Raw genomic sequence first — 14276 nt, forward strand, 5'->3', positions numbered from 1 at the left:
CGTTGCAGTGCTTTTTCAGGAGTGGTGTATACCGTGCGTAAGTTGACTCAGCTGTTTATCGTCGCCGCTGCCTTGATGGCTTCTCCGGCTTTCGCCGAGATGAAAGTCGCGGTACTGGACTATCAGATGGCGCTGCTGGAATCCGACGCGGCCAAGCGTTACTCGGTGGATGCCGAGAAGAAGTTCGGCCCCCAGTTGAACAAGCTGAAGACCCTTGAGAGCGACGCCAAGAAAATCCAGGATCGCCTGATCAAGGATGGCGAGAAGATGCAGCAGGCCGAACGCGAGCGCCTGGAGCTCGAGTTCAAGCAGAAAGCCCGTGACTTCCAGTTCCAGTCCAAGGAACTCAACGAGTCCAAGGCCGTTGCAGACCGCGATATGCTGCAACAGCTCAAGCCGAAACTGGACAAGGCTGTTGAAGAAGTGATCAAGGGCGGGAACTACGACCTGGTACTCGAGCGCGGTGCGGTTGTTGATGTCAAACCTCAGTTAGATATCACTCGCAAGGTCATCGAGCGCATGAATCAGCTGCGCTGATCATGTCTGTTTCCTCTTACACGCTCGGTCAGTTGGCCGAGCTGCTCGGAGCGAAGCTGCAGGGTGCCGCCGATCAAGTGATCAGCGGCATCGCTACATTGCAGGATGCGCATGAAGGGCAACTGAGCTTTCTCGCCAACGCCCAGTATCGCAAGTACCTGGAGCAGACCGGCGCATCCGCTGTGTTGCTGACCGAGAAGGACGCGGAAGGCTATGCCGGCGCGGCCTTGCTGGTCGATAACCCCTATCTGGCTTATGCGCAGGCTTCCCATCTGTTCGAGACACGCCCTGTGAGCGTGCCGGGAGTCCATCCGACTGCTGTGATCGCCGATGATGCCAGTGTGCACGAGAGTGCCAGCGTCGGTGCTTATGCGGTCGTCGAGGCGGGTGTTTCCATCGCTGCCGACGTCAGCATAGGTGCCCATTGCTATATCGGAGCGCGCAGCCGTATCGGTGAAGGCGGGCGGCTGGCTCCCAGAGTGACGCTGTACCACGATGTCTCTATCGGTAAGCGCGTGGTGATCCAGTCCGGAGCGGTGATCGGTGGCGAGGGTTTCGGCTTCGCCAACGAGAAGGGCACCTGGCAGAAGATCGCCCAGATCGGTGGCGTGACCATCGGCGATGACGTCGAGATCGGTTCGAACACAACGATAGACCGTGGCGCGATTTCCGATACCTGCCTGGGGAACGGCGTGAAGCTGGATAACCAGATAATGATCGCCCACAACGTGCAGGTAGGGGACAATACCGCCATGGCCGGGTGTGTCGGCATTTCCGGCAGCACGCGGATCGGTCGCAACTGCATGATCGCCGGTGGTGTTGGCATGGTTGGGCATATCGATGTCTGCGACAATGTGTTCGTGACCGGCATGACCATGGTGACCCGCTCCATTTCGGAACCGGGCAGTTATTCCTCTGGTACGGCCATGCAAACGGCTTCTGATTGGAGGAAAAGTGCAGCGCGCATTCGCCAGCTCGATGACATGGCTCGTCGCTTGCAACAATTGGAAAAACGTCTGGCTGCTGTGACTTCGGGAGAAGATGCTTCTTCTGACACCTGACCCTATTTTTCGGTTGCCCGCCTGATTGGGTAGCCGCTTGCCCATGCTCTTTCTTCATATTGCATGGGCAAAGTCACCTATTACTTACAGGCTTTTTCCTGAAATGATGGATATCAACGAGATTCGCGAGTTCTTGCCACACCGTTACCCGTTCCTGCTCGTCGATCGCGTCGCGGAGCTGGATCTCGAGAGCAAGAGCATCAGCGCATACAAGAACGTCACCATCAATGAGCCGTTTTTCAATGGCCACTTCCCGCAGCACCCGATCATGCCGGGTGTCCTGATCATCGAAGCCATGGCCCAGGCTGCAGGAATCCTGGGTTTCAAGATGATGGGCGTGAAGCCCGAAGACGGCACGCTGTACTACTTCGTCGGTTCGGATAAGCTGCGTTTTCGCCAGCCAGTGGTTCCGGGTGATCAACTGATCCTCGAGGCGAAGTTCATCAGTTGCAAGCGCAGCATCTGGAAGTTCGATTGCAGGGCCACCGTGGATGGCAAGGAAGTCTGTTCGGCCGAGATCATCTGTGCGGAACGCAAACTATGAGTTTGATTGACCCACGCGCCATCATCGACCCCAGCGCCAGGTTGGCCGATGACGTCGTCGTCGGTCCCTGGTCGATCATTGGGCCCGACGTGGAAATCGGCGAGGGTACGGTGCTTGGTCCCCATGTGATCATCAAGGGACCTACCAGGATCGGTTGCCACAACCGTATCTATCAGTTCGCCTCGCTGGGCGAAGACACGCCTGATCGCAAGTACAAGGGCGAGCCGACGCGGCTGGTCATTGGTGACCACAACATCATCCGCGAAGGCGTCACCATGCACCGTGGCACCATCCAGGACCGCGATGAGACCACGGTGGGCGATCACAACCTGATCATGGCCTATGCCCATATCGGCCACGATAGCGTGGTCGGCAACCACTGCATCCTGGTCAACAATGTCGCGTTGGCCGGACATGTGCACATCGGTGATTGGGCGATCCTGTCCGGCTATACCCTGGTGCATCAGTTCTGCCACATTGGCGCGCACAGCTTCGCTGCCATGGGTTCGGCCATCGGCAAGGACGTGCCTGCCTATGTGACGGTGTCAGGTAACCCTGCCGAGGCCCGCAGCATGAACTTCGAAGGCATGCGCCGCCGTGGTTTCTCGGCCGAGGTCATGCATGCCCTACGCAATGCCTATCGGACCGTCTACCGCCGCGGGTTGACCGTCGAAGCGGCACTGGAAGAGCTGGCCGGAGATGCCAGCGACTTCCCCGAGGTCGCCTTGTTCCGCGAGACCATTCTGAATTCGACCCGAGGCATTACGCGCTGATGGCCAAGGTGCTCCGTATCGCCCTGGTGGCGGGGGAGTCTTCCGGTGACATTCTCGGTGCGGGCCTGATGGAAGCGCTCAGGGCGCGCCATGGCGCTGTGGAGTTCATTGGCGTCGGTGGGCCTCGTATGGAAGCTCTGGGTATGACTTCCTATTTCCCCCAGGAACGCCTGGCCGTCATGGGGTTGGTCGAGGTTCTCGGGCGCCTGCCCGAACTGCTGCGCCGTCGCCGTCACTTGTTGAAGTCCCTGGTGGCCGCGAAGCCGGATGTCTTCATCGGTATCGATGCTCCCGACTTCAATCTCGACCTCGAACTGAAACTGCGCAATGTCGGTATTCGCACTGTGCATTACGTCAGCCCATCCGTCTGGGCCTGGCGGCAGAAGCGCGTGTTGAAGATTCGCCGTGCCTGCGACCTGATGTTGACGCTGTTCCCGTTCGAAGCGCGTTTTTATGACGAGCATGACGTCAAGGTGCGTTTCGTCGGGCATCCGCTGGCCGACACCATCCCGCTCGAAGCCGATCGCAACGCTGCCAGGCTCGCGCTGGGATTGCCGCAGCAAGGCAATGTGGTGGCCCTGATGCCGGGTAGCCGCGGTGGGGAGGTTGCGCGCCTGGGTGGGTTGTTCCTTGCCGCAGCGGAGCGTTTGAAGGCGTTGCGTCCTGGCGTGCATTTCGTCATGCCTTGCGCCAGCCCGGCGCGACGGGTGGAACTGGAGCGCATGCTGGTGGCGCGCGACCTCCCGCTGACACTGCTCGACGGGCGTTCCCACGAGGCGCTTGCCGCCTGTGATGCGGTGCTGATCGCTTCGGGGACGGCAACCCTCGAAGCGTTGCTCTACAAGCGTCCGATGGTGGTCGCCTACAACGTGGCGCCACTGACCTATCGAATCCTCAAACGCCTGGTGAAAAGCCCGTATATCTCCCTGCCGAACCTGCTGGCACAGCGCATGCTGGTGCCGGAGTTGATTCAGGATGCGGCAACGCCCGAAGCCCTGGCGCAGTCCCTGTCGCCGTTGCTGGAACATGGTGAAGTGCAGACTGAAGGATTCGATCGTATACACCGCCTGTTGCGTTGCGGTGCTTCCGAGCAGGCTGCGGAAGCCGTGCTGGAACTGATTGGGGCGAGTGATGCAGCTCGGTCTTGATTTTTCCCTGGTGGAGGCATTGGTTGCCGGAGTCGATGAAGTGGGCCGTGGTCCTCTGTGCGGCCCGGTCGTCACGGCGGCGGTGATACTGGACCCGGCGCGGCCCATTCTCGGCCTCAACGACTCGAAGAAGCTGACCGAGGCGCGTCGTGAGCTTCTGTTCGACGAGATTCGTGAAAAAGCCCTGGCCTGGTGCATTGCTCGCGCCGATGTGGAAGAGATCGACCGGTTGAATATCCTGCATGCGACCATGCTGGCCATGCAGCGCGCAGTCGAAGGATTGGCGGTAACACCCAGGTTGGCGCTGATCGATGGCAATCGCTGCCCAAAGCTGTCGGTGCCTTGTGCGCCAGTGGTCAAGGGCGATAGCCAGGTGCCGGCGATTGCTGCCGCATCGATCCTGGCGAAGGTCAGCCGCGACCGTGAAATGCGCGAACTGGATAGGCTCTACCCCGGCTACGGTCTGGCAGGGCACAAGGGCTATCCGACACCTTCGCACCTGGCCAGCCTGCAAGCGCTCGGTGTCACGCCCATTTATCGTCGTTCGTTCGCACCGGTACGCCGCTTGCTGGATGAGACGGCGGCATTCAGCGCCGAGCCTGACCGGCTCTAATCGCCTGGCCAAACGGCCAGCGATCCTTCCATGACCGAGCGACGATACCTGCATGGCACTTTGCCAATACTGCGGGCGGGGTGATAATGCGCCGGTGGTTTTCATCGATACCGTCTACGGTCTCGATTTGCCCGGCGTGAGCCGCGTTTCCGCCAGTTCGCTTTGCTGCTCGCGGCGCGTCGGACGCTTGTGGTGTGTGAGGCGTTGAACAGCTTCCTGGCCAGTCTTTCGTATTACAGAGCAGGGGTCGGAATGTTGCCGTGGCGTGTTTCATGGTGTGGTCGCGCCGAGGCGCGAGGTCGCCCGCTCCGTTCTGTGATCGGGCGCGTCGGCTATTGGCTGGTGATTGTTTGCCTGTCATGGGCGACACCGGCTGTCGCCCATGAGCCGCTCACCCTCCAATTGCGCTGGATGCACCAATTCCAGTTCGCAGGTTATTACGCGGCGCTGCACAAGGGCTTCTATCGGGACGAGGGCCTTGAGGTCGTCTTCCGCGAGGGCGGGCCGGGTATCGCGCCTGTCGATGAGGTCGTGGCCGGACGCGCGGATTTCGGGGTTTCCAATGCAGGGTTGGTGAATGCCTATCTGAATGGCAAGCCGGTGCTGATGCTGGCACCGATCTTTCAGCACTCGCCCAGTGTGCTGCTGATTCGTGGCGAAGGGTATCGCACACCGAGCGACCTGGCCGGGAGCGGCTCCATTCTCCTGCTGGGCAGCGATGAAGATGTCGAGCTGAAGGCGATGTTCATCAATGAGGGCATTGCCCTGGATCGCCTCGGGCTGGTCACGGCGGGGCGGCATCTGGACGATCTGATCGACGGCAAGGTCCTGGCGCTCAACGCCTACCTGTCCAATGAGCCGTACATGCTGGAGAGCCGCAACATCCCTTTCAGCCTGCTGCGGCCGCAGCACTACGGGATGGATTTCTACTCCGACCTTCTCTTCACCAGCCAGAAGATGGCGCGCCGCTCGCCTGCGCAGGTGGCGGCATTCCGGCGTGCCAGCCTCAAGGGGTGGGAGTATGCCCTCGATCATCCCGACGAACTGATCGATATCATCCTCGACCACTACAACACGCAATCCAAGACGCGGGAGCATTTGGTCTTCGAGGCGCGAATGCTGCGCCAGCTGATCGCCCCCGACCTGGTGCAGATCGGCCACAGCAACCCGGGGCGTTGGGAGCATATCGCCAAGACCTTCTCCAGGTTCGGCATGGCCAGCCGGGAGCGGCGCCTGGCCGAGTTCTTCTACCAGCCGGAGCGACCGGTCGATTACCGCTGGCTGAAGATACTGGCCGCGTTGTGTGCCTTGGGGGCGCTGTCGCTGGGGTTCCGTGGCGTGCTGCTGGGGCGCGCCAATCGGCGTCTGAGCGATGAGGTTCACGCGCGCAAAGCGGCTCAGGCTGAACTGTCCGAGGCTCACGACAAGCTGGCCCGCTTCAACGGCATCATCAACGAGCACGTGATGATCACCCGCACCGACTGCCAGGGGCGGATCGTCGAAGTGACGGATGCATTCTGCCGACAAACCGGCTTTGCGCGTGAGCATCTGCTCGGGCTGGAGCTTTCGGCGCTGTTCGAGCCGCGGGGTGGAAAGGCGGAGCCGATGCATCAGGTCCTGGCCAATGGCGGCCTCTGGCAGGGCGAACTGCGGACTCGCTGTCTCGATGGATCATTCTTCTGGGCCGATGTGACGATCAATCCGCTGCGGGACGAACAGGGTGCCTTGCTGGAGGCGACGGCATTCCATGTGGATGTTTCCGCCCGCAAGTTGATCGAGCAGATTTCCCGCAAGGATGACCTGACGGGGCTGCTCAACCGACGTACCTTCCTGGCGGAAGCCGAGCGTGCCGTGGCGGAAACGTGCGCGCCCTATATCGCCATGGCCATGCTCGATGCCGACTTCTTCAAGCGCATCAACGACACCTGGGGGCATCTGGTCGGAGATCGCGTTCTGCGCGCCATTGCCCAGGAAATACTCGTGTTGCAGGAGGGCGGTAGCCTGGTCGGGCGTTTTGGCGGCGAAGAGTTCGTCGCGATCTTTCAGGTCGAGGCCCTGGATGAGCCGCTTTCCGCCTTGAGTGCCTTGATGGAGCGCGTTCGCAACCTGCGCTTTGCCGACGGCGATGGGCAAGTGAGCCTGACGATCAGTGTCGGCCTGGCAATCTGCCGTGCCGAGGCCGCCGTTCTGGAGGCGCTGCTCAGCCGGGCGGACAACGCGCTCTACCAGGCCAAGTACGAAGGGCGCGACCGCCTGTGCGTCGAGCATGACCTGGGCGTCTCTTTTCCGAGCACCGTGGACTGAGCAAGGGGTTGTGGCCGGTTGGCCGTGAGTGGGATGAATCTCGCCTGAGCGGGGGAGGTATCCGCTACAATGCCACGTTCGTTTTCGTGGTCATCTTCAAGGCTCGCTCATGTCCGTTCCCTTCGTTCACCTCCGCCTGCATACCGAGTTTTCCCTGGTCGATGGGCTGGTGCGGGTCAAGCCGCTGATCAAGGCGCTGGCTGCATCGGGCATGCCCGCCGTGGCGGTTACCGACCAGAGCAACATGTGCTCGCTGGTCAAGTTCTACAAGGCTGCCATGGGCGGTGGGATCAAGCCGATCTGCGGTGCCGACATCTGGCTGGCCAGCCGCCAGGAAGATGGTCCGCTGAGCCGGATGACGTTGCTGGTGATGGACTCCAAGGGGTATCGCAACCTGACGGAACTGGTCTCGCGTGGCTGGAGCGAAGGGCAGAGCAACGAAATGGTGATCATCCAGCCCGACTGGGTGAAGGAGGCCGCCGAAGGCCTGATTGCCCTGTCCGGTGCCAAGGAGGGCGAGATCGGCCATGCCTTGCTGGCGGGAGAGTCGGCGCTGGCGCAAAGCCTGCTGGAAGAGTGGCGGCAGGTGTTCGGCGATCGCTTCTACCTGGAGGTGCAGCGCACCAACCGGGTGAACGACGAGGAATACCTGCATGCGGCCGTGCAACTGGCTGACAGTTTCGGTGTGCCGCTGGTGGCGACCAACGATGTGCGCTTCCTGCGCCAGGAAGACTTCGAGGCACACGAAACCCGCGTCTGCATTGGCGAAAGCCGTATCCTCGATGATGCACGGCGTCCACGCAATTACTCGGACCAGCAATACCTGAAAAGCCCGCAGGAGATGGCCGAGCTGTTCAGCGACCTGCCGGAAGCGCTGGAAAACACAGTCGAGATCGCGCGCCGTTGCAATATCGAGGTGCAACTGGGCAAGTACTTCCTGCCGGACTTTCCGACGCCCAACGGCATGGGGATCGACGATTACCTTCGGCATGCCTCCTTCGAGGGGCTGGAGGAGCGCCTGTCGGTATTGCTGCCCAGGGACACGCCTGACTACGATGCGAAACGGCAGGTCTATGTCGATCGGCTGAATTTCGAGCTGGATATCATCATCCAGATGGGATTCCCCGGTTACTTCCTGATCGTCATGGACTTCATCAAGTGGGCCAAGAACAACGGCGTGCCGGTCGGTCCGGGCCGTGGCTCGGGTGCCGGCAGCCTGGTGGCCTACGTGCTGAAGATCACCGACCTCGATCCCCTGGCCTACGACCTGCTGTTCGAACGCTTCCTCAACCCGGAACGGATTTCCATGCCCGACTTCGACGTCGACTTCTGCATGGATGGGCGCGACCGGGTCATCGACTATGTGGCCGAGGCCTACGGGCGCAATGCGGTCAGCCAGATCATCACCTTCGGCACCATGGCGGCCAAGGCGGTGGTGCGTGACGTAGCGAGGGTGCAGGGCAAGTCCTACGGTCTGGCCGACCGACTGTCGAAGATGATCCCCTTCGAAGTGGGCATGACCCTGGATAAAGCCTACGAGATGGAAGAACCGCTGCGCGATTTCCTCAAGAACGACGAGGAAGCGGCGGAAATCTGGGAGATGTCGCTCAAGCTCGAAGGCATCGTCCGGGGCACTGGCAAGCACGCCGGTGGCGTGGTGATCGCGCCGACCAAGCTGACTGACTTCTCGCCCATCGCCTGTGACGAGGAGGGCGCTGGCCTGGTGACGCAGTTCGACAAGGACGATGTCGAGCAGGCCGGTCTGGTGAAGTTCGACTTCCTTGGCCTGCGCACCCTGACCATCATCAAGTGGGCGATGGAGACCATCCACCATATCCAGAAGCGCGATGGTGCCTCGGATGAGGAACTGGTCAACATCGACTTCATTCCGCTGGACGACAAGAAAACCTACGACATGCTGCAGAAGGCGGAGACCACCGCGGTCTTCCAGCTCGAGTCGCGCGGTATGAAGGAGCTGATCAAGAAGCTCAAGCCCGACTGCCTGGAGGACATGATCGCTCTGGTGGCGCTGTTCCGGCCCGGTCCGCTGCAATCGGGCATGGTGGATGACTTCATCAACCGCAAGCACGGTCGTGCTGAGTTGTCCTACCCGCACCCGGACTACCAGTACGCCGGCCTGGAGCCAGTGCTGAAACCGACCTACGGCATCATCCTGTATCAGGAGCAGGTGATGCAGATTGCCCAGGTGATGGCCGGCTACACCCTGGGGGGCGCGGACATGCTGCGCCGTGCCATGGGCAAGAAGAAGCCGGAGGAAATGGCCAAACAGCGCGGCGGCTTCATCGAGGGTTGTGCGAACAACAACATCGACGCCGAGCTGGCGGGCAACATCTTCGATCTGGTGGAGAAGTTCGCGGGCTACGGCTTCAACAAGTCTCACTCCGCGGCCTATGGCCTGGTGTCCTACCAGACCGCCTGGCTCAAGGCCCACTATCCATCGCCGTTCATGGCGGCGGTGCTGTCGGCGGATATGCACAACACCGACAAGGTGGTCACGCTGATCGAAGAGTGCCGCAGCATGAAGCTGCGCATCGACGCGCCTTGCGTGAACACCTCGGAATTCAAGTTCACCGTCAATGACGATGGTCGGATCGTCTATGGGCTCGGGGCGATCAAGGGTGTCGGCGAGGGGCCGGTGGAGGCCATCGTCGAGGCGCGCCAGGGTGAGCCGTTCAAGGACCTGTTCGATTTCTGTGCGCGTATCGACCTCAAGCGGGTCAACAAGCGCACCCTGGAAGCCCTGGTTCGTGGCGGTGCGCTGGACCGCCTGGGGCCGTGCTTCTTCGATGAGCCCAAGGCCTACCAGGCCAACCTGGACCAGAACCGTGCGATTCTCCTGGCTGCGGTGGAAGAGGCGGTGCAGGCCGCGGAGCAGACGGCACGCAGCCAGGAAAGTGGGCACATGGACCTGTTCGGCGGACTGTTCAGCGAGCCGGAGGCGGATGTCTACGCCAACCACCGCAAGGTGCGTGAACTGTCGATGAAGGAGCGCCTGAAGGGCGAGAAGGACACCCTGGGCCTCTACCTGACCGGTCACCCTATCGACGAGTATGAAGGCGAGGTCCGCCGTTTCGCACGGCAACGTATCGTCGACCTGCGCCCGGCACGAGACACCCAGACCATTGCCGGTCTGATCGTCAACCTGCGGGTGATGAAGAACAAGAAAGGCGACAAGATGGGCTTCATTACCCTGGACGACCGCTCCGGGCGTATCGAGGCTTCGTTGTTCGCCGACGCCTTCTCCAGTGCCCAGGCGCTGTTGCAGACGGATGCGCTGGTGGTGGTGGAGGGTGAGGTCAGCAACGATGACTTCTCCGGCGGCCTGCGCCTGCGTGCCAAGCGTGTGATGAGCCTGGAAGAAGCGCGCACCGGGCTGGCGGAAAGCCTGCGCCTGCGTTTGAGCAGCGATGTGCTCAAGGGCGACCGGATACGCTGGCTGGCCGAGGTCTGTGGGCGGCACCGTGGTGCCTGCCCGGTCACGCTGGATTACCTGGGTGATGACGCCAGGGCGTTGTTGCAGTTCGGCGAGCGCTGGCGGATCGATCCCGCCGACAATTTGATTCAGGCATTGCGTGACCAGTTCGGACGCGACAACGTCTTCCTGCAATACCGGTGATTCCCGAGAGGGCGCACCACTGAGAGCCTGCCCACGAGATCGCAGGCAGGCTCTGACGTCGACACCTGGCCAGACGGCTGCTAGGCGGTTTTCCGCATTTTGAGCCTCCAGCGTTTTTTCGCCCCGGGTGTCGACCTGAATGCCTCCTTCCCGTAAGGTATGGCGCACAAAAAACGGAACAGCTCCCCGGCCTTTGTGGCCGTCGACGCATGACGGATACCTAATGAACCCGAATTTTCTCGATTTCGAACAGCCGATTGCCGACCTGCAAGCCAAGATCGAAGAGCTGCGACTGGTTGGCAATGACAACTCACTGAACATCGGCGATGAGATCGCCCGCCTGCAGGACAAGAGCGAGTCGCTCACTGCAAGCATCTTCAGCAATCTGAGCAGCTGGCAGATCGCGCGTCTGGCGCGCCACCCGCAGCGCCCCTACACGCTGGACTACATCAGCAACCTGTTCACCGAGTTCGAAGAACTGCACGGTGACCGCCACTTCTCCGATGATGCCGCCATCGTCGGTGGTGTGGCCCGTCTCGACGGCCAGCCGGTCATGGTCATCGGTCACCAGAAAGGCCGCGAAGTGCGTGAGAAGGTTCGCCGCAACTTCGGCATGCCGCGTCCCGAGGGCTACCGCAAGGCGTGCCGCCTGATGGAAATGGCTGAACGTTTCCGCATGCCGATCCTGACCTTCATCGACACCCCTGGCGCCTATCCTGGCATCGATGCCGAAGAGCGTAACCAGAGCGAGGCCATCGCCTGGAACCTGCGCGTCATGTCCCGTCTGAAGACGCCGATCATCGCGACCGTGATCGGTGAGGGTGGTTCGGGTGGCGCGCTGGCCATCGGTGTGAGCGACCGTCTGAATATGCTGCAGTATTCCACCTACGCGGTGATCTCTCCGGAAGGCTGTGCCTCGATCCTCTGGCGCACAGCGGAAAAAGCCCCGGAAGCGGCCGAAGCCATGGGCGTTACTGCGGCTCGCCTGAAGGATCTGGGTATCGTCGATCGCATTATCAGCGAGCCATTGGGTGGCGCACACCGTAACCCGCAAGCCATCGCCGAGAGCATTCGCGATGTGTTGACCGAGCAACTGGATGCGCTCCGGACGCTCGACACCGAGATCCTGCTGGCTCAGCGCTATGAGCGCCTGATGAGCTTCGGCGTTCAGTAATACCTCCCCTCGGCGCCGTGTTTCGTTATCTGAAGCATGGCGCCGTTCGCTTATCCGGCGCAGCCGCGCGCCATCCCCAGCACGCTGGATGCCGATGTGGCTTTCGACGTGTGCGTCTGCATGCGATCCTGAGTGGAATTCTGGCCGTTGAACGTGCACGCCATGGATGATCAGGCTTTCGAAGCCCTGTTGCTTGCCGCCCTCGAACCATGGACCTCATCCGGGCGGGTATGGGTCGCTTTTTCCGGCGGCCTGGATTCGACTGTGCTGCTGCATGCTGTCGCCACCCTGGCGACTCGCCGCCCCTTGCCTGAAGTACGCGCCGTACACGTTCATCATGGATTGCAAGCGGTCGCGGATGCGTGGGTCGGGCACTGCCAGGCCGTCTGTGACGCATTGCAGGTCGAGCTGAGCGTGCGGCGGGTGCAGGTCGATGGCGGCAGCAGTCTGGAGCGCGCGGCGCGTGAGGCGCGCTACGCGGCGTTCCAGGCATTACTGGGGCCGGGTGAACTGCTGTTGCAGGCCCAGCATCAGGATGATCAGGCGGAAACCATACTCTATCGGCTGTTGCGTGGTGCCGGTGTGCGCGGCCTGGCGGCCATGCCTGCTGGTCGGCCGCTGGCTGCGGGGCACCTGTTGCGGCCACTGCTGGGCGTTCCTCGTAGCGCTCTGCAGGCCTATGCCGAGCGGCATGGGTTGGTCTGGGTCGAAGATCCGACGAACGCCGATACCCGCCTGGCGCGAAATTTCCTGCGTCGGGAAATCCTGCCGCGCCTGTGTCTCCACTGGCCGCAGGCGCCCGCAGTGCTGGCGCGGGCCGCGATGCACCAGGCCGAAGCCCAGGGTCTGTTGCAGGAGCTGGCTGAATCCGATCTGCGTACCTGTCACTCCAGTCTGCCTCTCGACTGGCTGGAGTTTCCCTGCCTGGATCTTGAGGCGCTGCGTCAATTGTCCGATGCGCGTCAGCGCAATCTGCTGCGCCACTGGCTGGGGCGTTTCGTTCGTTTGCCGGATGCCCGTCACTGGCGAAGCTGGGAGAGCCTGCGGGATGCTTCGCCGGATGCCAGTCCGCGCTGGCAACTGGAGGCGGGGGAGGTGCGCCGGCATGGGAGCAGGCTGATTTGGCTCGATGCGTTCTGGTGCGAGCACTGGGTGGGTGAGGTGCAGCCTTGGGCGCAGCCGGAGCAGCCGCTGGCACTGCCGGGTAATGGTTCGGTCTGGCTCGAAGGCGCAGTGCCAGAGGGGCGCTTGAGTATCGGCTACCGCCAGGGTGGGGAAATCCTGGACCTGCCCGGACGGGGCCGGCGCGATCTCAAGCGTTTGTTGCAGGAAGTTGGCGTGCCGGAGTTTATACGCTTGCGCCTGCCCCTGTTGCTGCAGGACGGGCGGCCAATCGCGATCGCTAATGTGCCGGATAGTCCAGGCCACTATCGGTTCCGCTGGCAACTACCAGGCACGTGCTAACAGGGGCCGGGGCAGCTTCTGAGCACAAGCCTCGGCGAGAAACCGAATTCGCGCTTGAAGGCAGTGCTGAAATTGGACGGACTGGAGTAGCCGGCGATAAAGGCCGCCTGGCTGACAGAAGCGCTCTGGTCGCGCAGCGCGGACAGCGCCAGTGCCATGCGGCGGCTCCTGATGAAGTCAGCAGGGCCCTGGCCGAAATGCTCCTGGCATAACCGCTGCAAGGTCCGCGGGCTCAGGGCGCAGGCCCGACTAAGACTCAGGGCATTCAGTTGCGGGTCGCCGAGGTGGCGCGCCACATGCTCGCGCACCCTGTCCAGGGCCGGTCTGCGGTTGCTCCGAACGCTGGGGGCCGCGCCCATCGTGCAGGCGCTCAAGGCCGCTCGGTAGAAATTGATGCCGTCGGACATGTAGGCCAGTTCGCCCAAGGTGTCGCGTTGAGGACTACGGGCTGCCAGCAACGCGGTCGCGCTGCCCAGCACCTGGGTATCCGGTTCGAGAAAGCGATGTTCCAGATGCTGTGACAGCGAGTCGCTGCCCAGGCCCGTGCCTCGTTCTTCCCGCAGAGGCCAGCGGGGGGCGATCGAAACCGCTACCTTGCTGAACGGGCGGCCCCTGCATTCGAGCATTTTCAGCGTCGAATTTTTTTCCAGTCTGATCATCATGGCCACGGGGCGTTGGCGCTCTTCCGTGGAAAGGGTGAATTCCTGATCATCGATGCAGAACTTCTGATGGCCGTTCAACAGCAGCATGAACATCTGCTTGGGGGTCAGGCGCCGCTCGCTGGGTGCAAGGGAGGTGGGCACCTCTTCGTTGTACACGCCGATCCGGAAATCTCCCGGGTATAGATTGACAGTCATCCGCCATCTCCACTGGATTCGCTGCGTATGTCCGATGCGCAAAGCCCTTTGTCCTGTTGGCAAAGGACCCTCTGGGACAGGCTCTGTATTGTATATGAGACTCATCATCAAATCAGATGGGTTTTCATATTCATAGGTTACTGCCAGCCAGGAGCGTTGAAAGG

The 14276-nt window shown here is 61.7% G+C and carries 11 protein-coding genes; 10 read left to right on the forward strand and 1 reads right to left on the reverse strand.

Annotated elements, in window-relative coordinates:
* Window positions 1–33 precede the first annotated feature (33 nt).
* The 10 genes from HW090_RS17105 (at window position 34) to tilS (ending at window position 13255) form a co-directional block, all read left to right on the forward strand.
* Window positions 34–537: an OmpH family outer membrane protein gene (locus HW090_RS17105; protein ID WP_179114656.1), complete on the forward strand. Its 504-nt coding sequence runs from the start codon at window positions 34–36 to the stop codon at window positions 535–537.
* Window positions 537–1598, forward strand: coding sequence for a UDP-3-O-(3-hydroxymyristoyl)glucosamine N-acyltransferase (lpxD, locus tag HW090_RS17110; protein WP_179114950.1), 1062 nt, complete (start codon window positions 537–539; stop codon window positions 1596–1598). Before HW090_RS17105 ends, lpxD begins: the two co-directional genes overlap by 1 nt.
* Before the next feature lie 103 nt (window positions 1599–1701).
* On the forward strand, window positions 1702–2142 hold the full coding sequence (fabZ, locus tag HW090_RS17115) for a 3-hydroxyacyl-ACP dehydratase FabZ (RefSeq protein ID WP_179114657.1): 441 nt from the start codon (window positions 1702–1704) through the stop codon (window positions 2140–2142).
* Complete coding sequence (gene lpxA / locus HW090_RS17120; protein ID WP_179114658.1) at window positions 2139–2915, forward strand: acyl-ACP--UDP-N-acetylglucosamine O-acyltransferase; 777 nt, start codon at window positions 2139–2141, stop codon at window positions 2913–2915. The genes fabZ and lpxA overlap by 4 nt, the downstream gene beginning before the upstream one ends.
* The gene (gene lpxB, locus HW090_RS17125; RefSeq protein ID WP_179114659.1) at window positions 2915–4063 is read left to right on the forward strand and encodes a lipid-A-disaccharide synthase; all 1149 of its coding nucleotides are present in this window, start codon (window positions 2915–2917) and stop codon (window positions 4061–4063) included. The genes lpxA and lpxB overlap by 1 nt, the downstream gene beginning before the upstream one ends.
* Entirely contained in the window at window positions 4047–4676 is a 630-nt protein-coding gene (gene rnhB / locus HW090_RS17130; protein WP_179114660.1) for a ribonuclease HII, read from the forward strand. Before lpxB ends, rnhB begins: the two co-directional genes overlap by 17 nt.
* 315 nt (window positions 4677–4991) lie before the next feature.
* Complete coding sequence (locus HW090_RS17135) at window positions 4992–6980, forward strand: ABC transporter substrate-binding protein (RefSeq protein WP_179114661.1); 1989 nt, start codon at window positions 4992–4994, stop codon at window positions 6978–6980.
* 109 nt (window positions 6981–7089) lie between these two features.
* Entirely contained in the window at window positions 7090–10617 is a 3528-nt protein-coding gene (gene dnaE / locus HW090_RS17140) for a DNA polymerase III subunit alpha (RefSeq protein WP_179114662.1), read from the forward strand.
* A 223-nt stretch (window positions 10618–10840) separates the two neighbouring features.
* Window positions 10841–11791 (forward strand): acetyl-CoA carboxylase carboxyltransferase subunit alpha, encoded by a 951-nt coding sequence (locus tag HW090_RS17145; protein ID WP_179114663.1) that lies wholly within the window; start codon window positions 10841–10843, stop codon window positions 11789–11791.
* Between the two features lie 162 nt (window positions 11792–11953).
* A complete protein-coding gene (gene tilS, locus HW090_RS17150; RefSeq protein ID WP_179114664.1) occupies window positions 11954–13255 on the forward strand; it encodes a tRNA lysidine(34) synthetase TilS in 1302 nt (433 codons plus the stop codon).
* On the opposite strand, the gene HW090_RS17155 is transcribed toward tilS, so the two are convergent.
* Window positions 13252–14112, reverse strand: coding sequence for a helix-turn-helix transcriptional regulator (locus HW090_RS17155; RefSeq protein WP_179114665.1), 861 nt, complete (start codon window positions 14110–14112; stop codon window positions 13252–13254). The genes tilS and HW090_RS17155 overlap by 4 nt on opposite strands.
* Between the last annotated feature and the right edge of the window lie 164 nt (window positions 14113–14276).

The sequence above is a fragment of the Pseudomonas sp. ABC1 genome (assembly GCF_013395055.1).
Lineage (GTDB): Bacteria > Pseudomonadota > Gammaproteobacteria > Pseudomonadales > Pseudomonadaceae > Stutzerimonas.

Coding starts and splice junctions, on each gene's coding strand:
- lpxB (WP_179114659.1), top strand. CDS start 2,915: ATGGCCAAGGTGCTCCGTATCGCCCTGGTGGCGGGGGAGTCTTCCGGT.
- fabZ (WP_179114657.1), top strand. CDS start 1,702: ATGATGGATATCAACGAGATTCGCGAGTTCTTGCCACACCGTTACCCG.
- HW090_RS17155 (WP_179114665.1), bottom strand. CDS start 14,112: ATGACTGTCAATCTATACCCGGGAGATTTCCGGATCGGCGTGTACAAC.
- HW090_RS17145 (WP_179114663.1), top strand. CDS start 10,841: ATGAACCCGAATTTTCTCGATTTCGAACAGCCGATTGCCGACCTGCAA.
- lpxA (WP_179114658.1), top strand. CDS start 2,139: ATGAGTTTGATTGACCCACGCGCCATCATCGACCCCAGCGCCAGGTTG.
- dnaE (WP_179114662.1), top strand. CDS start 7,090: ATGTCCGTTCCCTTCGTTCACCTCCGCCTGCATACCGAGTTTTCCCTG.
- rnhB (WP_179114660.1), top strand. CDS start 4,047: ATGCAGCTCGGTCTTGATTTTTCCCTGGTGGAGGCATTGGTTGCCGGA.
- tilS (WP_179114664.1), top strand. CDS start 11,954: ATGGATGATCAGGCTTTCGAAGCCCTGTTGCTTGCCGCCCTCGAACCA.